The organism is Nibribacter koreensis, from assembly GCF_039541795.1.
In the GTDB taxonomy this organism is placed as follows: Bacteria; Bacteroidota; Bacteroidia; order Cytophagales; family Hymenobacteraceae; genus Nibribacter; species Nibribacter koreensis.
Genome location: NZ_BAABGX010000002.1, coordinates 1,106,582 through 1,128,720 on the forward strand (window position 1 = coordinate 1,106,582; position 22,139 = coordinate 1,128,720).

The 22,139-nt window shown below is 51.6% G+C and carries 17 protein-coding genes; 11 read left to right on the forward strand and 6 right to left on the reverse strand.

Translation table 11 applies throughout. The features are described from left to right. Window positions 1-142: 142 nt before the first annotated feature. The 4 genes from ABD880_RS12005 to carB all read left to right on the forward strand — a co-directional run bounded on the left by ABD880_RS12005 (window position 143) and on the right by carB (window position 8,653). Complete coding sequence (locus ABD880_RS12005; RefSeq protein ID WP_345166332.1) at window positions 143-595, forward strand: MarR family winged helix-turn-helix transcriptional regulator; 453 nt, start codon at window positions 143-145, stop codon at window positions 593-595. A 61-nt stretch (window positions 596-656) separates the two neighbouring features. Continuing rightward, window positions 657-1,769: an alkene reductase gene (locus tag ABD880_RS12010; RefSeq protein ID WP_345166334.1), complete on the forward strand. Its 1,113-nt coding sequence runs from the start codon at window positions 657-659 to the stop codon at window positions 1,767-1,769. A 658-nt stretch (window positions 1,770-2,427) separates the two neighbouring features. Further along, window positions 2,428-5,388 (forward strand): helicase C-terminal domain-containing protein, encoded by a 2,961-nt coding sequence (locus tag ABD880_RS12015; RefSeq protein WP_345166337.1) that lies wholly within the window; start codon window positions 2,428-2,430, stop codon window positions 5,386-5,388. Window positions 5,389-5,839: 451 nt separating this feature from the next. Continuing rightward, the gene (gene carB / locus ABD880_RS12020) at window positions 5,840-8,653 is read left to right on the forward strand and encodes a carbamoyl-phosphate synthase large subunit (RefSeq protein WP_345166339.1); all 2,814 of its coding nucleotides are present in this window, start codon (window positions 5,840-5,842) and stop codon (window positions 8,651-8,653) included. A 139-nt stretch (window positions 8,654-8,792) separates the two neighbouring features. Here the strand turns inward: carB and ABD880_RS12025 are convergent, their stop codons facing one another. The 3 genes from ABD880_RS12025 to ABD880_RS12035 form a co-directional block, all read right to left on the reverse strand. Beyond that, window positions 8,793-10,247 carry an L-lactate permease gene (locus tag ABD880_RS12025; protein ID WP_345166342.1) on the reverse strand — a complete coding sequence of 485 codons (1,455 nt, stop codon included), beginning with the start codon at window positions 10,245-10,247 and terminating at the stop codon, window positions 8,793-8,795. A 111-nt stretch (window positions 10,248-10,358) separates the two neighbouring features. Beyond that, window positions 10,359-11,738, reverse strand: coding sequence for an alanine/glycine:cation symporter family protein (locus ABD880_RS12030; RefSeq protein WP_345166345.1), 1,380 nt, complete (start codon window positions 11,736-11,738; stop codon window positions 10,359-10,361). A gap of 223 nt (window positions 11,739-11,961) precedes the next feature. Next, window positions 11,962-12,369: a thiol-disulfide oxidoreductase DCC family protein gene (locus ABD880_RS12035; protein ID WP_345166347.1), complete on the reverse strand. Its 408-nt coding sequence runs from the start codon at window positions 12,367-12,369 to the stop codon at window positions 11,962-11,964. Window positions 12,370-12,559: 190 nt separating this feature from the next. Between ABD880_RS12035 and ABD880_RS12040 the strand changes: the two genes are divergently transcribed. The 3 genes from ABD880_RS12040 to ABD880_RS12050 all read left to right on the forward strand — a co-directional run bounded on the left by ABD880_RS12040 (window position 12,560) and on the right by ABD880_RS12050 (window position 14,897). Continuing rightward, window positions 12,560-12,943: a hypothetical protein gene (locus ABD880_RS12040; RefSeq protein ID WP_345166350.1), complete on the forward strand. Its 384-nt coding sequence runs from the start codon at window positions 12,560-12,562 to the stop codon at window positions 12,941-12,943. A 103-nt stretch (window positions 12,944-13,046) separates the two neighbouring features. Next, on the forward strand, window positions 13,047-14,558 hold the full coding sequence (locus tag ABD880_RS12045; protein ID WP_345166352.1) for an HTTM domain-containing protein: 1,512 nt from the start codon (window positions 13,047-13,049) through the stop codon (window positions 14,556-14,558). Between the two features lie 162 nt (window positions 14,559-14,720). Beyond that, complete coding sequence (locus tag ABD880_RS12050) at window positions 14,721-14,897, forward strand: hypothetical protein (protein ID WP_345166354.1); 177 nt, start codon at window positions 14,721-14,723, stop codon at window positions 14,895-14,897. 82 nt (window positions 14,898-14,979) lie between these two features. Here ABD880_RS12050 and ABD880_RS12055 read toward each other — a convergent pair whose 3' ends face one another. Further along, window positions 14,980-15,720: a hypothetical protein gene (locus tag ABD880_RS12055; RefSeq protein ID WP_345166356.1), complete on the reverse strand. Its 741-nt coding sequence runs from the start codon at window positions 15,718-15,720 to the stop codon at window positions 14,980-14,982. A 105-nt stretch (window positions 15,721-15,825) separates the two neighbouring features. Next, window positions 15,826-16,374 carry a hypothetical protein gene (locus ABD880_RS12060; protein WP_345166359.1) on the reverse strand — a complete coding sequence of 183 codons (549 nt, stop codon included), beginning with the start codon at window positions 16,372-16,374 and terminating at the stop codon, window positions 15,826-15,828. Window positions 16,375-16,592: 218 nt separating this feature from the next. On the opposite strand from ABD880_RS12060, the gene ABD880_RS12065 reads away from it, so the two are divergent. Beyond that, window positions 16,593-17,966 (forward strand): DEAD/DEAH box helicase, encoded by a 1,374-nt coding sequence (locus tag ABD880_RS12065; protein ID WP_345166362.1) that lies wholly within the window; start codon window positions 16,593-16,595, stop codon window positions 17,964-17,966. Window positions 17,967-17,992: 26 nt separating this feature from the next. Further along, on the forward strand, window positions 17,993-18,409 hold the full coding sequence (locus ABD880_RS12070) for a hypothetical protein (protein ID WP_345166365.1): 417 nt from the start codon (window positions 17,993-17,995) through the stop codon (window positions 18,407-18,409). 77 nt (window positions 18,410-18,486) lie between these two features. Here ABD880_RS12070 and ABD880_RS12075 read toward each other — a convergent pair whose 3' ends face one another. Next, window positions 18,487-18,972, reverse strand: a complete 486-nt coding sequence (locus tag ABD880_RS12075; protein WP_345166367.1) for a hypothetical protein — start codon at window positions 18,970-18,972, stop codon at window positions 18,487-18,489. A gap of 253 nt (window positions 18,973-19,225) precedes the next feature. On the opposite strand from ABD880_RS12075, the gene ABD880_RS12080 reads away from it, so the two are divergent. Further along, window positions 19,226-20,359, forward strand: a complete 1,134-nt coding sequence (locus ABD880_RS12080; RefSeq protein WP_345166369.1) for an AI-2E family transporter — start codon at window positions 19,226-19,228, stop codon at window positions 20,357-20,359. Between the two features lie 71 nt (window positions 20,360-20,430). After that, window positions 20,431-21,723, forward strand: a complete 1,293-nt coding sequence (locus ABD880_RS12085) for a M20/M25/M40 family metallo-hydrolase (protein ID WP_345166371.1) — start codon at window positions 20,431-20,433, stop codon at window positions 21,721-21,723. The last annotated feature ends 416 nt before the right edge of the window (window positions 21,724-22,139 follow it).

Below are 22,139 nucleotides of genomic sequence, written 5' to 3' on the forward strand. Positions count from 1 at the left end.
AAAACAGGCCAAAAACGCTTCGGCGGGGTTGGCCTGTTTTCTTTGGTAGGCCCTAGTAAATAATCTGACTTTCTTTCTGGTTTCTGAAACCATACCAGCACAACAATTGTATATACAATAGTTATAGTTACTTTTGCAACAGATGAACCTGGAAGACGAAATAAAACAGAAATCCTTTACCAGTCCGTACCACCGGATGGCCGTGAACATCATGTTCACCGGTAACTGGCTGCACAAGGAGTTGGCGGGCACGGTACGGCCGTTCGGGTTGTCATTGCAACAGCACAATGTGTTGTCTATCCTGCGGGGTCAGCATCCCAACCCGTGCATGTTGGGCTTAATTCAGGAACGCATGCTGGACCGTGAATCCAACGCTACGCGTTTGGTGGATAAGCTACTGGAGAAAGGCTTGGTGAGCCGCTGCCAATGCCCTGGCAACCGCCGCAAGGTAGACATTGTCATCACAGACAAGGGCTTGGAGCTCTTGAAGCAGATTGACGCCGTGATTAAGGACTTCCAAAGCAGATTCGGGCATTTAACCGAAGAAGAAGCAACCCTATTGGGCAACCTGCTGGACAAAGTGCGCCAGCGGTAATATTTTTTTACCCATATACTTGTATACACAACTTTTGTCTGTACATAAACTTAAATTAACTATGAATACTCAACCGCTTTTAACCCCATACACATCAGAGAATTTAGACTTGCGCAACCGTGTTGTGATGGCGCCCATGACGCGTAGCCGTTCTACTAACCCAGAGAACGTAGCTACAGAATTGACTGCCAAATATTATGCGCAGCGCGCCAGTGCCGGTTTGATTGTCTCTGAAGGGACGCCCATTAGTGCGCAGGCCATTGGCTACATCAACGTGCCGGGCATTTACACAGACGCGCAGGTAGAAGGCTGGAAACTGGTCACTGACGCCGTGCACGCCAAGGGCGGAAAAATCTTCGCGCAGCTGTGGCACGTGGGCCGCATGTCGCACCCAGACTTTCATAACGGCGAATTGCCAGTAGCCCCATCGGCGGTGAACCCGAATGATAAGGCGTACACGCCGAAAGGCTTTAAAGACACCGTGACGCCAAGAGCGTTGGAGGTTTCTGAAATTAAAGCCATTGTGCAGGACTTCAAGAATGCCGCCGCCAACGCTGTGAAAGCCGGTTTTGACGGCGTGGAAATCCATGCCTCTAATGGCTACCTGTTGCATCAGTTCTTTAACAGCCAGACCAACGTGCGCACCGATGAATACGGCGGCTCTGTAGAGAACCGTGCCCGCATTCTGTTTGAGGTGCTGGACGCCGTGAAAGAAGTTTTGGACCTAAGCAAGGTAGGCGTTCGTTTGAACCCATCGTTGCATGGCCTCTTTGGTATTAATTTGACAGAAGACGCGCCGGAGCAGTTTGAGTACATCATCTCTAAACTGAACGACTACTCGCTGGCCTACCTGCACTTAACAGAAGCCGGTGCCAAAGCCCGCGAATTGCCGCACGCCATCAAAGAGGTGGCCCAGCATTTCAGAGGAATTTACAAGGGCACGCTGGTGACCAACGGTGGCTACACGCAGGAGAGCGGTAACAAGGTAATTGAGGCAGGCCACGCCGATTTAGTGGCCTACGGCGTGCCGTACATTGGCAACCCAGACTTGGTAGAGCGTTTCGCGCAGCACGCGCCCTTGAACCAGGCAGACCCTAACACCTTTTACAGCCCAACCGGCGAAAAAGGCTACACAGATTATCCTGCTTTGGCAGAACTCTCTGAGACTAAATAAGTACATACCTATATCACTGCATATATAAGAAAAGGCCGCGCTGTTAGTGCGGCCTTTTTGCTTTTGGCCTCTCTCCTAGAAAATAGGCCAAAAATGAAATAAGTAGCCATGTTTTAATTCCAACAAACTTTTCACCATCAATAACACTAATCCCTCCCTCACTTTTGTCATCCTGAAAGGACCTTGTGGGCAAGCTAGAAAGGCAGTGACTACGTGTGAATTCCGTTTTTGCTCTCTTTCCCAGAAAACAGGCCAAAAACGCCTTTCTCTGCTTCAAGCTTATAGCTTGGAGCTGGGTATGGCGCAAGTTTATAAACTTGCGTGGGCCATCCTGCAGAGCCTGCCAAGTTTGTAAACTTGTCCCATGGTTACCCACAAGTTGGCGCTACGCTCAAACTTGCGGGAGGTCTCTTTTAGTGAACGCTATTACAACTTGCCAAAAAGGTCCTTTTAGGATGACAAAAAAGGAGAATGCGGGATATGCTCTTAGCAAACGCTATTACAGCTTGCCACCAAGATCCTTCCAGGATGACAAAAGAGAGGGCGTTCAGCAGGAAAAAGAATTGGATGTCTAATTTTCTCTCTTCCCGCTCTTGCTCATTTCATTAGCAGTCAGATAATCCGTAATTTTAAGGCTGTGTTTGAGACTGAGGCGTCCATGAGTTCCCCTTCCCCATCTTTTGCGGTCATCCATCTGTTTTCTACCGGCTCTTACAGCCGGAAGCAGGGCTTATTGCAGGTGGGTATTCTGTCTTTGCAGAGAGGCCAGAGCGTGCTCAAGGAGTGGTTCATCAATCCAGAGGTGGAGTTTGGCCGAAGTGCCTACCAGCAGTCCAAAATCAGCAAGGAGCAAGCTAAGAACGCGGAGACCTGGGCCGAGCAGAAAGAAGAAATTCAAGCCTACCTGAGCACCTTCACGCACGTCTTCTACTTTCAGGAACGCCATGAACAGGCCTGGCTCAAGCACCATGTCATACAGGACATGTCACGGCCGCCAGTACTTGCAGATTTGGCCTTGCTGTGCTCCTACTTCCTGCCGCACTTGAACTTGATGGAGATGGCTGACCTGGTGGCCTTGTCCAGCGCCGCCCAGAAAAAACCAGCCTCCCTGCCTATGCACGGGGCTTTGGCCGCCTTGCACGACCAGCTCTTCCGACTCATAGAAGTCTTACTTCAGAATATTCCTAGCACCCCAGAAAACGAACCGGGTCAGCCTACGCTCTTCATGCAGTTGCTCAGCCAGGTGTTGGCGCTGGGTTCTCTGCATACAGCCAGCGCGTGGCGGGCCTTGCTATTGGCTACCCAATCCGTAGAAGAACTGGAATCGCCTAATATGGCCTGGCTCACGCCGCCCGCCACGGTAGAGGCACCGGTCCTGCCTTTCCATTTGCGAAGTCTGTTTACTAAATGGTTGCCCACGGTGCCCGAAGCGCCCACAGTCAAACCCCGGCCAGACATTCTTCCGCCTAACAACAAGAACATTCAGGATGCTTTGCAGGCCTGGTACCATAGATATGATTTGCCGGAGCGCTACCCGCAGATGCAATACTCGTTCTTCTGCAACAAGGCCATTGCCGGCAAAGGCACGTTTGCCGCCGAGGCTGGGACCGGAACCGGTAAAACCATGGGCTACCTTATTGCCGCCGCCGAGCTTCTGCGCCTGAACCCCGGCCGGAAAGTAGTGGTGGCTACCGCTACTAAAAACCTGCAGGAACAGATTGTGCAGGGCGAGATTCCGAGGCTACGGTTTAAGGAAGGCTTACACGCACACCTGCGTCCGGCCATTGTCAAAGGCAAGAACAATTATCTGTGCCTATCTGCCTTGCTCAACATTTATGACGAGCTGGTGGTGCAGGGCAAAGGCTACATCAAGGAAGGGCTGAGCTGGCTGTACTTGGTCATGCGCGTGTACTATACCCAGGGCGAGATTGAGGAGATTCCGCAGAACATACGGGCAGTCTTGCCAGATACGTCCAGACTGTTAGCCGAGGCCAATGCGCAGGAAGTCTGCGTTCCCCAGTTGTGCCACGAGCCGGCCAAGTGCACGTACGCCCGCCACATGGAACTGGCCTACGCCGCCGACATCATTGTGACCAATCACCACAAGTTGTTGCAGTTCCCCCCCAAGCTCACCGAGCTCATCAAGCACTGCATCATTGACGAGGCTGACCAGTTCCCCGACAATGCCCGCCATGCCCTGAGCACCGGCTTCAGTCTGGGCATGCTGGAGGCGCGCCTGTTGCGCCCGCTTCTGGGCACCAACATGCGCAAAGGCTTTCTGGACGTGGTAGGCGACCGCGTGCTCAAAGGTGTTGAAACAGAGACAGCCTTGTTAATTATAGACGAGATTGATTCTATTTATCGCGACTGCCAAACGGTAAAAGAAAGCAGTGACCGCTTACAGGCCTTGCCCATTCCGAACGGCGAACAACGCTGGCAGGAAGATATTTCTTTTGAGGAAAGAGGCAGATGGGTGACCAGAAACTATAGCGCCGACATTGAACAGACCTTACAGGAGTTGCGCACGGCCATTCAGTTTGTGGCCGGCAAGCTGGAACGCATCCACAAGCTCCTCAAAAAGCCCGATGACAAAACCTACGGCCGCCTGGAGACTTATAGAGAAAAAGCCGCTGAGTTTGCCGACACGCTTCAGAAAATCACCAGTGACTTCCCCAGCCGGAAATGGATTCATGTGCTGGAAAAAGGCAGTCAGTATTGGTCGGTGAGCAAAGTGCCGTATTACCTGCAATATGAGATGGAGACCCTGCAACAGGCCTACCCTAGCTTGCTTTTCACCTCGGCCACACTGTATGTGGCTAGCTCCACGCAGTACTTTAGAAACCAGTTAGGCCGAACCGAGCCCTTTGACCAGGAGATACGCCAGCTGTCGCCGTTTAACTATGAACAGCAGGAACAGGTGCAGGCCGTGGTGCCCGCGTTCATTCCGTGCTTTGACTACAAGATGCCGCCCGCCGAGAAGCAGGCCTGGCACCAGACCGCCATGGAAACCCTACTCCAATGCATCGTGGCGTTGAACGGCAGGACCTTGGTGCTCTTCACCAGTCGCCGCGACATGGACGCCGCTTATAATTGGCTCCATACCAGACTGCCCGCCTATGACATTGAACTGCTCAAGCAGGAAGGCACCAGTCTCTGGGAGATTCGGCGATTCCGGCAGGAGGAGCATTCCGTTTTGCTAGGCTTGGACCGTATGTGGTCTGGGGTGGATTTTCCGGGCGTGACGCTCTCGCAGGTGATTGTGTTTAGGCTGCCCAACCCGTCCATCAGCAACCCGCTGGTGGCACACCGTAAGGAAGTAGAAGGCGGTATGTTCTGGGGCAAATTCTATTATCCGGCCAGCCAGCACAAGTTGCGGCAGGGCTTCGGGCGCTTGGTACGCCGAGAGAAAGACAAAGGCGCGTTCGTGATTCTGGATTCCAGGGTGGTGCATTCGTCTACCATGAACCATTTCAGGACGGAGTTGCCTGTGGAGATTACGTCCTTCCATACGGAGAATGAGTTGCAGACTTGGTTGCTGGAGGATTTGCTTCCTTCCTTAAAGCTGTACTCAGAATGGGAGCGCCGACAGGTTTCTCTGAATCCGTCGGTAGAGCCGTAGTCAGTTGCCAGGCACATCGTTTTCGGCTTGTTTTGCGGAAAAGAGGCTAAAAACGTCCTTGCCTTTTCACTTTAAAATGACGCAAGCGTCTCTCCTACTGCCCTTACTAAACGCGGATTCTCCTCTTGAGGGGAGCGTAGAGGGGTGTTTACATCAGAAGGTAAAATTAGCAATAGAAAGCAATGCGTCAGAGACAAGGCAGTGCCTGGTCTCTACATCTTCAACGCTCACCCTCTTATTCTAACCTTTTCCCTCCGGGAGAAAGGATTTACTTTACTGTGTTGTTTTTGGCCTAATTCCTAGAAAACAGTCCAAAAACGACTTTGCGCAATTTTACCATTTCCTCAGCCCTCTTTATTTTTTTCACTAGAAAACGCAGGTTTCCTCACTTTTTCCGGGGGTATTAAAGATTCTCCGTTAACTTTGGGCAATTTATACATACCCCATTACCATGCCCAAAGATCAATCCATCAAGTCTGTCTTAATCATTGGTTCTGGTCCTATTGTCATTGGACAAGCCTGCGAATTTGACTACTCCGGCTCCCAAGCCGCCCGTTCTCTGCGCGAGGAAGGGATTGAGGTCACCCTCATCAACTCCAACCCGGCCACCATCATGACCGACTCCATCACGGCAGACAACGTCTACCTGTTACCGCTGGAGAAAAAGTCGATTGTGCAGATTCTGGAGAAGCACAGGATTGACGCGGTGCTGCCTACCATGGGGGGACAGACCGCGCTGAACCTGGCTATTGACTGTGACAAAGCCGGTATCTGGAAAAAGTACGGCGTGAGAATGATTGGCGTAGACATTGGCGCCATTGAAACCACTGAGGACCGCGAGAAATTCCGTCTTTTGATGATTGAGCTGGACGTGAACGTCTGCAAAGGCCACACCGCCACCTCGTTCCTGGAAGGCAAGGAGATTGCCCAGGAGATTGGCTTCCCGCTGGTGATTCGTCCGTCGTTTACTCTGGGTGGTACCGGTGGTGGCTTTGTAAACACGCCAGAGGAGTTTGATGCCGCCTTGACCCGCGGTCTGCACGCAAGCCCTACCCACGAGGTATTGGTAGAGCAAAGCATCATGGGCTGGAAGGAGTATGAGCTGGAGCTGTTGCGCGACAACATAGGTAACATCATCATCATTTGCTCCATTGAGAACTTTGACCCGATGGGCATTCACACCGGTGACTCCATCACGGTGGCCCCGGCCATGACCCTGCCAGATACGGTCTACCAGCGCATGCGCGATTTGGCCATCAAGATGATGAACGGCATCGGGCAGTTTGCCGGCGGCTGTAACGTGCAGTTCTCGGTGAACCCAGAAGATGACACCATCATTGCCATTGAGATCAACCCGCGCGTCAGCCGCTCCTCGGCGCTGGCTTCTAAAGCGACCGGTTATCCAATTGCCAAAGTTGCGGCTAAGTTGGCTATCGGTTATAATCTAGACGAATTACAGAACTCCATCACCAAGACCACCTCGGCGTTCTTTGAACCCGCGCTGGACTATGTGATTGTGAAGATACCGCGCTGGAACTTTGACAAGTTCAAGGGTGCCAACAAAACGCTGGGCTTGCAGATGAAGTCTGTAGGCGAGGTGATGGGCATTGGCCGCACCTTCCAAGAGGCTTTGCAGAAGGCCTGCCAAAGCCTGGAGATTAAGCGCAACGGACTGGGCGCCGATGGCAAGGAGAAAACCAACTATGACCAGCTCATGGACAGTCTGGCCAACCCGAGTTGGGACCGCCTGTTCACCATCAAAGACGCCATGAAGTTTGGCGTAGCCTCCAGCACCATCCATAAAGTAACCAAGATTGACCCGTGGTTTTTGCAGCAGATTGAAGAGCTGGAACTCACCGAGCGCGAAATCCTTAAATATCACATTGACAACATCCCGGCAGACCTCATGCGCACCGCTAAGGTGAAAGGCTTCGCCGACAGACAGCTGGCGTATTTGCTGCGTTGTAAGGAAAGCGAAGTGCACGATAAGCGCACCAGCATGGGCATTACCCGCGTGTTCAAGATGGTGGACACCTGCGCCGCTGAGTTTGAGGCCCAGACGCCGTACTTCTACAGCACCTTTGACGGCGAGAACGAGAGCCTAGTCTCGGACCGCAAGAAAGTGGTGGTGCTGGGTTCGGGCCCTAACCGCATTGGCCAGGGCATTGAGTTTGACTACTCCTGCGTGCACGGCGTGTTGGCCGCCCGCGAGTGTGGCTATGAGACCATCATGATTAACTGCAACCCAGAGACGGTGTCTACAGACTTTGACATCTCTGACAAGCTCTACTTTGAGCCCGTATTCTGGGAGCACATCTATGACATCATCCTCCATGAGAAACCAGAGGGCGTGATTGTGCAGTTAGGCGGACAGACGGCTTTGAAACTAGCTGAGAAGCTGACCCGCTTCGGGATAAAAATTATGGGTACTACCTATGAGAGCCTGGACCTAGCCGAAGACCGCGGTGCCTTCTCTACCCTACTCAAAGATAACGATATCCCGTACCCGCCGTTCGCGAGCGTGACCTCAGCAGAGGAAGCCTTGGAAGTGTGCAAGGACTTGAAGTTCCCGTTGTTGGTGCGCCCTAGCTACGTGTTGGGTGGCCAGAACATGAAGATTGTCATCAACGAGAAAGAACTGGAAGCGCAGGTACTGGATATCCTGAAAGACAGCCCGGGCAACCATGTACTCCTAGACCACTTCCTGGACCGCGCCATTGAAGCCGAAGCCGATGCCATCTGTGACGGAGAGAACGTGCAGATTCTGGGCATCATGGAGCACATTGAACCGGCCGGTATTCACTCAGGAGACTCGTACGCGGTACTTCCGCCGTTTGACCTGAGCGAGAACGTGATGAACCAGATACGGGAGTACACCAAGAAGATTGCCTTGGCACTCAACACGGTGGGCCTCATCAACATCCAGTTCGCTATTAAGAACGAGATTGTCTACATCATTGAAGCCAACCCGCGCGCCAGCCGCACGGTGCCGTTCATTGCCAAAGCCTACGGCGAGCCGTATGTAAACTGGGCTGCCAAAGTGATGCTAGGCGCCAACAAGGTCACGGACTTCACCTTCAACCCTAAACTGGACGGCTACGCCATCAAGGTACCGGTGTTCTCACACAGCAAATTCCCAGAAGTGAACAAGGAACTGGGACCAGAGATGAAATCTACCGGCGAGGCCATTTACTTCATCAATGACCTGGAGGACGACTACTTCACCAAGATCTACTCTGAGCGCAACCTGTACCTGAGTAAGTAATTGCAGGTAGCAAGTAGTGCGTATCAAGTAGCACGACATAATAAATTCCAGAAAGGCCGTTCCAAATAGGAGCGGCCTTTCGTTTTTGGCCTGTTTTGGTGGAAACAAGCCAAAAACGGAGACTTTTAAGCCGCTAGTTTTATGAGCTATACAGAAGCAACAGCCAGCCTATGCCACCCGCCAGAAAAGCTCCTATCAAGGCAGGCGTAAGATTGAGGGCTAATATCTTTTTATAGTCTTGTATGTTGGCAATGGAGGCGGCGGCCACAATATTAAACAGGCAGATGGCATTGCCCAGCCCAGCCCCCATTAGTTGCAAGGCCAATATGACAGCAGAATCAATCCCCAACAGCTGAGCGGTTTCTAGCTGGGAAGCCCCAAAGACTAAGTTAGAGACGGTGGTACTGCCGGTAATAAACGCTCCCAGCAACCCTAGAATTGGGGCAAACACGACATAGGCCTCTTGCAAGCGGCCCATCAGAGAAGAAATATGCCACACCATAGACGGCTGCTCTACCCCTGAGTAAATCATTAACTGAGCGATCATGATGGCAGGCAACAGCACCAAGGCAATGTTTAGCGCTTTCTGAGTGACTTCTTTCAGGTAGAAAGAAGGACTTTTCCGGAAGTAAGCCACTCCCAAGCCTACTAGTACAAAAGGGATGAGCGGGGAAAACAAAGGCTTGATGGAAGAGTAGATACCTGTCTCCCAGAAATCAGGGAAGGAAAGCTCCCATTGCAGAAAGTCCCTAAGCGGCGTCCAGATTTTAGGCAGGACCAGCAACCCTGCCAGCACAGCGTAAGGCAACCATGGTCTGAGGTCTAGTCGGGCATTTTTGTCTTTCAAATAAAACACGGACAGCACTAACATGGTAATGGATGCCAGCACGGTGGCAAGGTCAGTGGCCACCCAGGCAAATACACAGAAAGGAATGGCAAAGAAGAGGTACAGCACCAGTATTTTGCCTTTGTACTGCACTGGAGCACCTGCTTTGGCTAGAAGTCTAAACACAAACAACAAAAGAATGCCTTGTACCACCACGCCTAGCACCGCCGCTAAAAAACCAATACGTTGCACTTGGTCAGGGAGCAGGTGCAACGGCATCTGTAAACCTGTGATCAAGGGAGTTCCTACAGCCCCAAACATGGCAAAGAGCCCGTCAAACAGCAGGACTATCGATACTGAGACAAGGCCGTTATACCCCATGGCCATCAGGAGAAGCGGCACTATAGCCCCCGGGGTCCCAAAGCCGGCCACCCCTTCAAAGAAAGCGGTCAGGCAAAAAGCCAGCAGAAAGAACCTGATCTCTTTTTCTGGGTGTACCTTTTTCAGGGATTGACTTATTTCCTGCACCAAGCCGGTGCCCCTCATCAGGTTGTAGAGAAAGAGCGCTCCCAGCACAATCATGATGATGCTTAAGGTAGAGAGCGTGGACACGCCTACTACCGCCAGATAATGTTTAGCAGAGGCTCCCCAATAAAAAAACAAACCGGTGGCTACCACCAGCCCCGCCACTGCCGCCTCTTTTACACTACGTAAAAGGGAAAAAACCACAAGCACCAGAACAGGCAACAGCGCCAGCACATACAGCATAAGCCACTCACCTTTAGAACTCTAATTGTGTACGGATTTTGGTCAAAAAGAAAAAGGCTTGCCTTTAGTCGTAAACCAAAGCAAGCCTTCTTGATTATCTCTGTTAGATTGTTAAAAACGTTCTACCTCTCCCCTTCTCAACCTACCCAAATAATCTCTGGTAGCGGCCAGCACTTTAGGCGATAGCAACAGCGCGCAGGTCATGGTAGGAATGGCCATCAAGGCAAAGGCAGTGTCTACCAGGTTAATCACAGACGTGATGGTCACCACGGCCCCAATCACAATGGTGAGAATATAAAAGTAGTCATACAATCTTCTATACTTAAACCCGAACAGATAGGTGAAGCACTTGGAGCCGTAGTAGCAGTAAGAAAACAAAGAGGTAAACGCAAAGATGAACACGCACAGCACCAGCAGGTACTTGCCCACGCTTGGCATGGCGGCGCCAAACGCGGCGGCGGTCATAGAAACGCCGTTGCCTTCATTGGTTTCCCAGACGCCCGTCACCAGAATGGCCAGGCCGGTCATGGTGCAGACAATGATGGTGTCAATGAACGGTTCCCACATAGCCACCAGTCCTTCGCGCACCGGCTCATTGTTCTGTGACTCGCCGTGCATCATGGCAGCGGTACCAATACCGGCCTCATTAGAGAAAGAAGCGCGGCGCGCACCCATGATAATCACCTGCATCACGGCCCCGCCCATGACGGCGTTCCCGGTAAAGGCATCCTCAAAAATGAGCGCGAACATGCCCGGTACGGCAGAGAAGTTATAGAAGATGATAAACAGTACAGAAACGGTGTAAATGACCACCATGAAGGGCACCAACTTACTGGCCACGCTGGCAATGCGCTTAAGACCACCAAACATGATGATAGACACCAGCAATGCCATGGCAATACCCATGAACAAGTTAGACACAAACGTATCTGGCCCTACCACACCGCTGGGTTTCAAGACCACATCTGTGATGATCTGGGTCAATTGGTTGGCCTGGAACAAAGGCAGGGTGCCAAACAGACCGGCAAACGCGAAGAGGATGGACAAAGGCTTCCACTTCTGGCCCAGCCCTTCGGTGACCATGTACATGGGACCGCCCTCAACTTTGCCCAGTTCGTTTTTGCCCCGGTACATGATAGAGAGCGTACAGGTAAAGAACTTGGTGGCCATGCCCACAAAGGCGCTCACCCACATCCAGAACAGCACGCCGGGTCCGCCCATGGCAATACCCACGGCCACGCCACTGATGTTGCCCATGCCGATGGTAGAAGCCAGCGCACTGGCCATGGCCTGGAATGGCGTAATCTGGCCGGCGGCGTTAGGGTCCTGATACTTGCCCTGCAGAATGCCAATGGAATGCCGCATCATCCTGAACGGAATAAGCCTGGAAAAGAGCATAAGGAACGTGCCGCCTCCCATTAACAAGATGAGCAAAGGCATACCCCAGGCCAGACTACTGGCTTCGGCTAAGAAAGCATCTATTTTTTCCACGTGTGGTTTCAGTTAAAGTATACAAGCCGCTCTAGAAAGCAGGGCGCAAAAGTAAGGGCCGTTTTTGACTTATTTTCACAAAAAGAGGCTAAAAACGAAAATCTCTATAGAACTAGTAGAGATTGGCAATCACTAGCAATAACTCCGCCTGCCGCAAGAAAAGGCGGCTCATGCTTTTAAGCCTTTGAAAAACAATGTCATGCCGTATTCAGGCTATGTCAAGTTAAGAAAGAAATCGGGCTTTCAAGGCGGGGGTGGGCATCATGCAACTTTCTTGCTGGCCAAACCACCGGTACCGGTTCTTAGACACAAAATCATACACGGCATCCCGTATGAAACCGGGCACTACCATGAAACCATACGCCCAGGACCACCCTCCTTTTAACCGCCGGGCAATGCGCAGCGCGGCCGTAGACTGCTTGTAGAGTTTTCCGTTTTCTAATAGCAGCACCGTCTGGAACTCATGCGTATCCAGCCCGTGGTCTTTTAAAATCTTCTGACCTAGTTCTGACTGCAAGGCGGCAAAATGGAACCGCACAGCCGGGTCACGATGGATGACAAACTGTACAAATCCGTTACACAGGTTACAGACGCCGTCAAACAGGATGGTGGCAGGCAAAGACGTAGGCATAAGGCAAGGTAAGAGAATCTGCGGAAAATACGCACAAGCCAATACTTAGTTGGCCTTACCGGGTAAGGCGCTGGTCTCGTTGAAGAATAAATTATACATAAAATATAGCACCTTTCTGAGAATAGGTCGTAAAAGAGGATTTGTAACCAAGAACCAATTCAACATTAAAAAACTTAACCTGTCAAAGACTATGAAAAAGACCTTATTCACCGTGTTCGCAGCAGTCGCTTTTGTAGCCGCTTCAGCACTTACTTCTTGCTCTGGAAGCACCGAAACCACCACAGACACCACCACTACAGATATGTCTACTGAGACTGGTACTACAGACGGCACCACCACAGGCACTACTAGCACCACAACTGGTACCACTACTGGAACTACCACCGGCACAACAACAGGTACTACCACCGGAACCACTACGGGTACAACAACCGGTACCACTGGTACTACTACAGGCATGACAACCACAGGTACCACTACAGGAACTACCACTGGTACTACAACGGGCACAACTACTGGTACCACCACCGGCACTACTACCGGAACCACCACTGGTACTACCACTGGCCGCTAAGCAATTTCCGTTCTGTCCTTAGAACGATAAGCATATAGCAGAAAAGGCAAAGCCGTTTGGTTTTGCCTTTTCCATTTCCTGCCACGCTACCTCCTATTGACCCATGCACCTATTACAGCAGTATTTGCACCGTGTGTTTTACGCTGATACCCGCGCCCTGTCCCTCATGCGCATCTGGGTGGCCAGCGTCCTGCTTTTAGACATCCTCACCCGGGCCACCGACCTGGAGGCCCATTACTCCAACATGGGTATTCTGCCCTTGCACACCCTGCACGCCAACGCCTGGAACCAGTACTACTTCTCCTTTCACACGTTGAGTGGCCTGTGGCAGTTCCAGGCCATGTTGTTTGTCATTGCGGCGGCGGCGGCCATCAGTCTGCTATTAGGCTACAAAACCCGCTGGGCCACGGTCATCTCCTGGCTTCTGCTACTGTCCATCCAAAACAGAAATCCGCTCATTACCCAGTCCGGGGACAGTCTTTTGCGCATGCTCTTGTTCTGGGGTATGTTTCTGCCCTGGCATCGGCATTATTCTCTAGACGCCAGAAAAGCCTTAACTACAGAACCGGCTCCAGTTTCTACCATTTATTTCAGTGCCGCTACGTTTGCCTACCTCTTGCAGGTGGCTTGGGTATATGTGTTCACCGCGCTGCTCAAGTCTGGCCCAGAGTGGACTACCACGGGCACGGCCTTATACTACGCGCTCAGCATTGACCAGATCTTGATGCCGGGCGGTCGTGTGCTGTACCAGTATCCAGAGCTTATGAAGTTCCTGACCCACGCCACCATGTTCGTGGAGCTGTGGCTGCCGTTTGTGCTGCTCATCCCCTGGAAGAATGCTTGGTTTAGGATGATCTTCATCTTGGCCATCATTGGGTTGCACATAGGCATCAGTTTGACCTTGTTTGTAGGACTGTTCTACCTCATCAGCATCTCGGCGGTGATTGGCTTGTTGCCTACGCCCGTCATGGATTTTCTGGATAAACGCCTCTGGCTGGGGTACGCCAAGATTCAGCGCCGCTGGAGCGCAGCCACCCAGCAGTGGAAGTCGCCGGTGACGGTGCAGGTGCAGTGGACCACGCCTCATTGGGCACGCAACTTTCCTATGATTGCGCTGCGCGAAGTCTTGGTCTTGACCGCCGTAGTCATTGCCTTCTGGTGGAACGTGGACACGCTCAACAAACCCAACTACGTCAAGCTGCCAGAAAGCGCTCAGCCTGCTGCCTTGGTCTTACGTCTGGACCAGAACTGGAGCATGTTTGCGCCCAACGTGTTCAAGGATGATGGCTGGTACGTACTAGAGGGCATTACCCTGCAAGACAAGAAAGTAGACCTTAACCAGCAGGGCAAAGAACCAGACACCGTCAAACCGGCCAGCGTGGTGAGTTTGTTCAAGAACGACCGCTGGCGCAAATACTCAGAGAACTACCTTTTTGCGCCCAACGCTTATATGCGGCCCTACTATTGCCATTACCTCATGCGCCGCTGGAACGAAACGCATACTGGCCAGGAAAAGATTGACGAACTGTCCATCGTCTACATGAAGGAAACCACCCTCCCCAACTACAAGACCGCCCCTTTACGGCGCGAAGTCCTCTGCCATTGTAAACCTTAGGTTTAGACGCAAGACACAAGATTCAAGACACAAGATTTTTTGCTCTCTATCATGAGAAAGTCTTACATCTTGTGTCTTATATCTTGTGTCCTTTTCTAAAGTGGATCTCGTATACAGGAAGCTAAACGTGTTTTTCAATTTTTAACCTGAAAGGAGGAAACCATGCCACAAGGAGATAAATCTGCCTACACTGACAAACAGAAGCGGCAGGCCCAGCACATAGAGGAAAGCTACGAGAAGAAAGGCGTCTCTGAAGACGAAGCCGAAAAACGCGCCTGGGCCACCGTCAACAAACATGATGGCGGCGGCAAGAAAAGCGGTTCCGGAAAAAAGAGCTAAGCTTTTGCAGCAAATAATGGAAAACCCGTTTTTGGCCTGATTTCCCAGAATCAGGCCAAAAACGGGTTTCTTATTTTACTGGTTATTTTATGTTAGGAAGGGGCAGCCTGTAAGACAAGCTAAATTTCTTACCGTTAATCTCTACGGCCTGTTTCTCTTTAAGAGCCTTGGACAGTTGCAGAAAGCGTTCAAACTGGTCTTTGGGCAAGTAGATGCTGTACAAGTTTTCGCCTCTGCTCACCGTCTCTTGACTTTTTAAATCGGGCCAGGAAGCTGGCCATTTGGCAGCCTTTTCCTTGGAGTGGCTGTAATCTGTGACCAGCACTTCTATTTTCTCTGGCATCCATGGCGTAGCCTTTGCATGGGAGAAACTTACCAGATAATCATAGACGGTCAGGAAAGCTTTAGGCGTAGCCGCCCGTGCCGTTTCGTTTTTAAGGTTGCCATACACCCTAAAGGTTCTGGTGCTATCAAAATTCAGGATAAGCTCATTGGTAGGCTGGTCTGTTGCGCCATAGGCTTCAATGAAAGGGGGTAATTTTAAAAGGCTTTCCGTAAAACCCATCTTGTAAATCTCAGACTGCGTTTCTTCCTTGCTCAGGCTCAACGTAAAGTACTTGGCTTGTCTGTTTTCAACTTTCTTGTAAATGATCTGCCCGTTTTCATACAACACAAAGGTGGGCACGTCAGACCCGATGACCATGAGCCAAGGATTCTCTTCAGTGAGCACTACCATAGGGACGCCGTACTCCTCATTGTAGGTCTGGGCAAACGTAAACGTGGTGATGAAAAAGAGGAGGCTTGTTAGCAGTGTCTTGCACATAAGGTTTCTAATAGAAAATAAGGGTCATCCCCAAAGTCGCTAAGAAAAGCAAAAGGGCTGAACAAGTGAAAAGTTCAGCCCTTCTTTAAAGCAAATAAAGTTCTTCTACCGCCGTACCTTTCTTAAACTAGCTGCCACGGCGGCAGACACAAGCCCGGCAAACAGATAGTAGCCAATAGTGAGGGCCTGGGTTTCACGGGTTCTGTTGCTAGGCGCGGTGCCTAGGCCCATGGGGCCGGGTAGCAATACTCCGCCTAAGCCAGCCGCCGCGCCTAGAATGGTGCCCTTGGCCAAGGCTTTTTTACCACCGCCTATTAGGCTATAGTACAAGCCGTTGGACACGATGTCTCCTACCATGGACCAGGTATGCAGTTTGTCGTCATTGGGTGGGGTTTGACCAGCGTAGCGCATGCCTTTGGCAATGGCGCGCATGCCCAGCACATCCATGCGCGGGGCGTTGGGATAGAACCTTCTTACGGTCTCATGCACCAGCGTCACGGCCACCGCGCCAGCCAGACCGCTTATGCCCGAAATCAGCCATTTGTTCAGGCGTTTCTTCTTGGGCTTCTTGGTGGTTTTGGTTCGTTTATTTTTAGTTTGGGTAGAGGCCAGGGTTTCTGTCTGGGTACCGCGCAAGGTCAATTTCTTTGCCATAATCTATTGGTTTAACTTCCCTCCTTTTAACCTATTTTCTGAATGAAGGTTGCCTGCTGCGCGATGAAACCCAACTCCATTTTTGGCCTGTTTTGGCCAAAAGGGGCCAAAAACGGAAACTGAATCTTTTTGCGTACTTTTGTGTCATACATCCGGCGGCGGGCACATAGGCCCACGCCTTTTTTATTTAGGCCCAACACAGGCCATTTCCATTCAGAATGACATTCTCAGACCTTAATTTAATTGAACCTCTTCTGCAAGCGTTGCATGAAGAAGGTTATACGCAACCCACTCCCATTCAGGAACAGGCTATTCCGCCGGTGTTGAACGGAGATGATATTTTAGGTTGCGCCCAAACCGGAACCGGTAAAACCGCCGCCTTTAGCTTGCCTTTGCTGCAACGTCTGCACGAGGCAGGACCGGCGCATCCGGCCAAAGCCATTAGAGCCCTTATCCTGACGCCTACGCGTGAGCTTGCCTTGCAGATTGGCGAGAGCATTGCCGCCTATGGGCGTTATACCAACATCAAGCACACCGTCATCTTTGGCGGCGTGGGCCAGACTCCGCAGGTGGAGCAGATTAGACGCGGCGTTGACATTGTAGTGGCCACGCCGGGTCGTTTGCTAGACTTAATGAACCAGGGCCTGCTGTCTATCAAGCACCTGGAGACGTTTATTTTGGACGAGGCGGACCGTATGCTAGACATGGGCTTTATCCATGACGTGCGCAAAATCATTGCCCAGATTCCGGCCAAGCGCCAGACGCTGTTGTTCTCGGCTACCATGCCACAAGAAATCCAGAAGCTGTCCAGCAGCGTGTTGCGGGACCCGGTGTACGTAGAAGTGACGCCTGTGTCCAGCACCGCCGAGAAAATTGCCCAGAAGGTGTACTTTGTGGACAAGACGGCTAAGCGCGCCTTGTTGAGACACTTGCTAGAGGCTGGTGACATTACTCGCGCCCTGGTATTCTCCCGCACCAAGCACGGCGCCGACAGGATTGCCAAGGACCTGGCCAAAGCCGGCATTTCGGCGCAAGCCATTCACGGCGACAAAGCCCAGAGCACGCGCGTAAAAGCCCTGACCCAGTTCAAGAACAACGAGCTGCGCGCCCTGGTGGCCACAGACATTGCCGCCCGCGGTATTGACGTAGATGACCTCACGCACGTGATCAACATTGACCTGCCCAATGAGCCTGAAACCTACGTGCACCGCATCGGGCGTACGGGTAGAGCAGGCGCTGAAGGCTTGGCCCTTTCTTTCTGTGATGACACTGAGTTGCCGTACCTGCGGGACATCGAGCGCCTGACCAAGCAGACCATTGAGATTGAAGATGAACATCCGTTCCATGTGGACTACAAAAAACTGCCCTTGACCGGCGGAAAGTCTACGGACAAGATTGCCAAAGCCAGCGGCGGCGGCGGGAACCGGAGCTTCAGACAGCCACAGGCGGGCAGACCGCAGTCCTCGCGCAAGCCAAAACCATCTGGTGCAGCGGGCGGCAACGCCTCTGGGGGCAGCGGTAACAGAGACAGACGCTCTGGTGCTGGCGGCAGTAGCAACAACGGCGGCGGACGCAGATCTGGCGGAAGGTAGAAACTGGTGAAAGCGCCTTACGTACTATGGCTGTGTTCACCTTTATTCCTAAACATTCGCTCTGGACGCTGTTAGCGTATCCTGTACTCTTGGGTACAGCGGCGTTGTTTGTGATAAAGGCTACCTATAACTTTCAGGCCAAGACCATAGACCCGTCCACGTACTTGCTTTTACTGTGCGTGCCCGCCTTTTTAGTCTGGTACCTGTATGTATTAGCCACCAACCGGTTCAGGGCCGTTGACTTCTATGAAACAGAGATAGTGTTTACAGACGGCTTTGGCCGAAGACGCACCGTCAAGGCCCAGGACATCAAGAGAGTCTATCCTTCTGGCATCATGATCAGGAAAAAAATCTTTCCTATATCACTGTACTACCTCAGGAACGGCCATGAGCTCTGCATCTACTTAGAAGGCTGGCAACAAAAGCAACAACCAGACGCTTAATCTTATTTGTACATAAACAAAGAAGCCGGACACACTGTGTGTCCGGCTTCTTTGTTTACAGAGAAAAGCCTTTCAGCTTATCTTCCTGATTTGTTGCGGTTCTTGTTGGCTTTTCCCTGGCCAACCCATCCGCTAGACTTGGCGGCCCAGTAGCTGGCGCCTAAGGCTAAGGCTGCACCGCCCACTACTTTTTGAGTAGTAGTCAGGCCACCGTAAGAACGTGACACAGAAGACCCGAAGTCTTTCACAGCCTGTGGCACCTGGATGTTGCTTAATGAGCTGGTGATGCCGCCCAAGATGCCGCTGCTCTGCTGACCTTGACGGTCTTGCTGCTGACGGTTCTGCTGCTGGTTACGGCCGCTGGCCTGGCTTTGCTGTTGTGCGCTTGGGCTCTGCTGGCTCTGGCTCTGTGAGGTATAGCTAGGCTGTCCTTGTTGTTGGCTGCTGGCAGAAGCGTTTTGGCTTCTTGACTGCGCAGAAGAAGTATTTTGGTTGCTAGCTGTTGGGTTATTTTGCGAAGAAGCAGAAGACTGCTGTCCTGCTTGGTTGGTTCTGTTTTCCATAGTATTAAAGTATTTAAGTGGTACTAAAAATTAAGTATCGGTTAGCGGCCACCGTTCCCGGCAACCGAATCTATTCTATCGGAAAACTGGCCGAATGGTTGCGTTCATTTATAATTTAACCAATATTTTTTCCAAAATCATATTTCAGCAAGGATTCCTCTAATGCCTTACTGGCCAGCATTAAATACACTTCATCATTTTTAGGCTACTTTCCGTAGAATAGGGCAAAAACAATATATACCTATTTAGCACTATGGCCCAAGACGCACCTTCCTCTCCCGCCTACAAGACGCATACCACCTTCACGCACAAGCTGTTGCTCACGGCGCTGGTGGTCATTCTGTTGGCCGTTCTCTACATTGTGATTAAGCTGGCGTTCCAGGTGTTGCTGGTGTTTTTTGCGGCTGTCTTGTTTGGCATTTTGCTACATGGCCTTAGCAGTTGGCTGCATCGTAAAACCCGCATAGCCTATTCCTGGGCGCTGGGGCTGGTCTGCCTCTTGATAGTGGGCATAGCGGTAGGCGGCTTTCTGGCTCTGGGACCTAGCCTCTCAGAGCAGACCCAGGAATTACAGCAGAAACTGCCAGACGTCTTACAAAAACTTGAGGCCAAGGTGAAGACGCTCCCCATGGGCGAACAGATGATCAAACAGCTCCCCACGCAGGAGGAGTTGATGAACAGCAAAGGCGCCTCGTTCAAAAATGCCATTGCGCTGTTCTCTTCCTCCTTAGGTGCGCTGGCCAACATCCTAATTGTGCTGGTGATAGGCATTTACCTGGCGTCTTCGCCGCAAGAATCTGCTAGCGGCGTAGTAAGACTGGTCCCCAAAGTGCACAGGCCGCGCGCGAGAGAGGTGGTGCACGTATTGCGGTTCACGCTCTGGGGCTGGCTCAAAGGCACCTTGCTGGCCATGCTGGTGATTGGTACCCTTACCTCTATTGGCTTGATGATCATTGGCGTACCGCTGGCCTTGCTGTTGGGCGTGTTTGCCGGATTGCTGGAGTTTGTGCCCAACATTGGTCCGTTCATAGCCAGCGCTCCCGCCATTTTGCTGGCCTTGGTAGAAGACCCTAACAAAGCCCTGACGGTGGTGATTTTCTTCATCGCCATTCAAAGCCTGGAAGGTTACGTGCTCACGCCGCTGGTTCAGAAACACATCATTGACCTGCCGCCGGTGCTCACCATCATGGGCCAGGTCTTGATGGGCATTATTGCCGGGCCGTGGGGTCTGCTCCTGGCGGTACCCATGGTGGCGGTGATCATGGTGCTGGTGAAAATGCTCTACATAGAAGACGTGCTGGAGGATAGAAGCATTGAGGTGAAGGGCGAAGAAGACGCCATTGCCCAGGAAGAACACCGGCCTACACCTCCAGAGGAACAAGAGTAAATCGTTTTTGGCCTGTTTTTCAGAAAAAAAGCCTAAACTTAGGTTACCAAATTTCAGGATACACACCAACTATGACCTCAAAGAAAACCTTCGCCTTGTGTCTGGCCTTGCTGCCCCTGGGCAGTGCCTTCGCGCAGAAGCACATTGTCCAGAAAGACGTAGAGCGCATCATCAAGACCCTGGCCCATGATGACATGATGGGCCGTAAGACCTTTACGCCCGGCATAGAAAAAGCCGCCGATTTTATCTCTGCTGAATTCAAGAGCATTGGCCTCACTCCTCTGGCCGGTGACACGGACTACAAGCAGGAGTTTAAGATGTACACGCTCACTTCTGAGAAAGCAGACATTGAGATTGACGGCACCCAGGTAAAACCAGAGGCCTTTTTCTACAGCACCACGCACCAGAAGATTGAGTGGGAAGACAAAGCCCCCCAGCCCATTGTGATTGGCGAGGCCGATGATTTTAGAGCCGCCATTAACAAGGCGCGCCGTTCTACCAAAGACGCCATGATTCTGGTGCACCCTAAGCACCAGGAGATGTTCAACCGCTACGCCGGTTTCTTCAAGCAAGCGTCTCCGGTGGCAGAGCTAGGGAAAGGCCCTACCTTGATTTTCGTGCTTACAGACAAGGCCCAGATTTCTTCTTTTGACATAGAGATTAAGAACAAGGTCAATGAGATGTCACTGGCCAATGTGGCCGGCATGATTCCCGGCAAGCGCGCCAACGAGTACGTGGTCTTCTCTGGCCATTATGACCACATTGGCATTAGCAAACCCGTAGCCGGAGACTCTATTGCCAACGGCGCCGATGACGACGCTTCTGGCACCACTGCGGTGATTACCTTGGCCAAGCACTTCAAGAAACAAGGCAAGCCTGAGCGCACCCTTATTTTTGTGGCCTTCACCGCCGAGGAGATTGGCGGCTTCGGGTCGCAGCACTTCTCCAAGCAGTTGAACCCAGACGAGATTGTGGCCATGTTCAACATTGAGATGATCGGCAAAGGCTCTAAGTTTGGTCCCAACACGGCCTACATCACAGGCTTTGAGAAATCAGACTTCGGGACGTTGTTGCAGCAGGCCGTGAAGGGTACCGCCTACAGCTTCCACCCAGACCCTTATCCAAAGGAGAACCTGTTCTACCGCTCAGACAATGCCACGTTGGCGCGTTTAGGTGTACCGGCGCATACCATCTCCTCCGTGCAGATAGACCAGGACAAACTGTATCATTCGGTAGATGACGAGGTAGAAAGCCTGGACCTGGCCCACATGACCAACATGATTAAAGCCGTGGCGCTGGGTGCGAAGGATTTTGTGGCTGGCAAGAAAACGCCTAAGCGCGTGGATAAGGCTCAGGTGCAGTAAGTCCAGACACAAGATTCAAGACTTTTAGAGCTTCCGTTTTTGGCCTGTTTTTTTTGGAAAACAGGCCAAAAACGGAAGCTATTTTTATCTCCTCTGCCTAATAAACACTCCCGTAACAGTCCTTCTCCCCTCTTCTCCATTTTTGTCATCCTGAAAGGACCTTGTGGGCGAACTAGACAAGCGGTGGCTATGCATTATATTAACTTCCATTATAGAAGATTACAACACGTTAGTTCTCTCATTTAGCAACGGCCCTTACAGCTTGCCCACAAGGTCCTTTCAGGATGACAAAAATGGAGAGTAAAACAAATCGAATGGTGAACACAAAAAGGGCAACGGGTAGCAATGACATTGTGGTAAGGCAGTTCTTACTATTTGCCTTTACACTCAACCAATCCCATAAAAACACCGGCTCC

Excerpts from the sequence above, each read along its gene's own strand:
- ABD880_RS12075 (WP_345166367.1), bottom strand. The coding sequence starts at position 18,972 with ATGGAAAACAGAACCAACCAAGCAGGACAGCAGTCTTCTGCTTCTTCG.
- ABD880_RS12045 (WP_345166352.1), top strand. The coding sequence starts at position 13,047 with ATGCACCTATTACAGCAGTATTTGCACCGTGTGTTTTACGCTGATACC.
- ABD880_RS12005 (WP_345166332.1), top strand. The coding sequence starts at position 143 with ATGAACCTGGAAGACGAAATAAAACAGAAATCCTTTACCAGTCCGTAC.
- carB (WP_345166339.1), top strand. The coding sequence starts at position 5,840 with ATGCCCAAAGATCAATCCATCAAGTCTGTCTTAATCATTGGTTCTGGT.
- ABD880_RS12085 (WP_345166371.1), top strand. The coding sequence starts at position 20,431 with ATGACCTCAAAGAAAACCTTCGCCTTGTGTCTGGCCTTGCTGCCCCTG.
- ABD880_RS12070 (WP_345166365.1), top strand. The coding sequence starts at position 17,993 with ATGGCTGTGTTCACCTTTATTCCTAAACATTCGCTCTGGACGCTGTTA.
- ABD880_RS12065 (WP_345166362.1), top strand. The coding sequence starts at position 16,593 with ATGACATTCTCAGACCTTAATTTAATTGAACCTCTTCTGCAAGCGTTG.
- ABD880_RS12040 (WP_345166350.1), top strand. The coding sequence starts at position 12,560 with ATGAAAAAGACCTTATTCACCGTGTTCGCAGCAGTCGCTTTTGTAGCC.
- ABD880_RS12035 (WP_345166347.1), bottom strand. The coding sequence starts at position 12,369 with ATGCCTACGTCTTTGCCTGCCACCATCCTGTTTGACGGCGTCTGTAAC.
- ABD880_RS12050 (WP_345166354.1), top strand. The coding sequence starts at position 14,721 with ATGCCACAAGGAGATAAATCTGCCTACACTGACAAACAGAAGCGGCAG.
- ABD880_RS12060 (WP_345166359.1), bottom strand. The coding sequence starts at position 16,374 with ATGGCAAAGAAATTGACCTTGCGCGGTACCCAGACAGAAACCCTGGCC.
- ABD880_RS12080 (WP_345166369.1), top strand. The coding sequence starts at position 19,226 with ATGGCCCAAGACGCACCTTCCTCTCCCGCCTACAAGACGCATACCACC.
- ABD880_RS12010 (WP_345166334.1), top strand. The coding sequence starts at position 657 with ATGAATACTCAACCGCTTTTAACCCCATACACATCAGAGAATTTAGAC.
- ABD880_RS12025 (WP_345166342.1), bottom strand. The coding sequence starts at position 10,247 with ATGCTGTATGTGCTGGCGCTGTTGCCTGTTCTGGTGCTTGTGGTTTTT.
- ABD880_RS12055 (WP_345166356.1), bottom strand. The coding sequence starts at position 15,720 with ATGTGCAAGACACTGCTAACAAGCCTCCTCTTTTTCATCACCACGTTT.
- ABD880_RS12015 (WP_345166337.1), top strand. The coding sequence starts at position 2,428 with ATGAGTTCCCCTTCCCCATCTTTTGCGGTCATCCATCTGTTTTCTACC.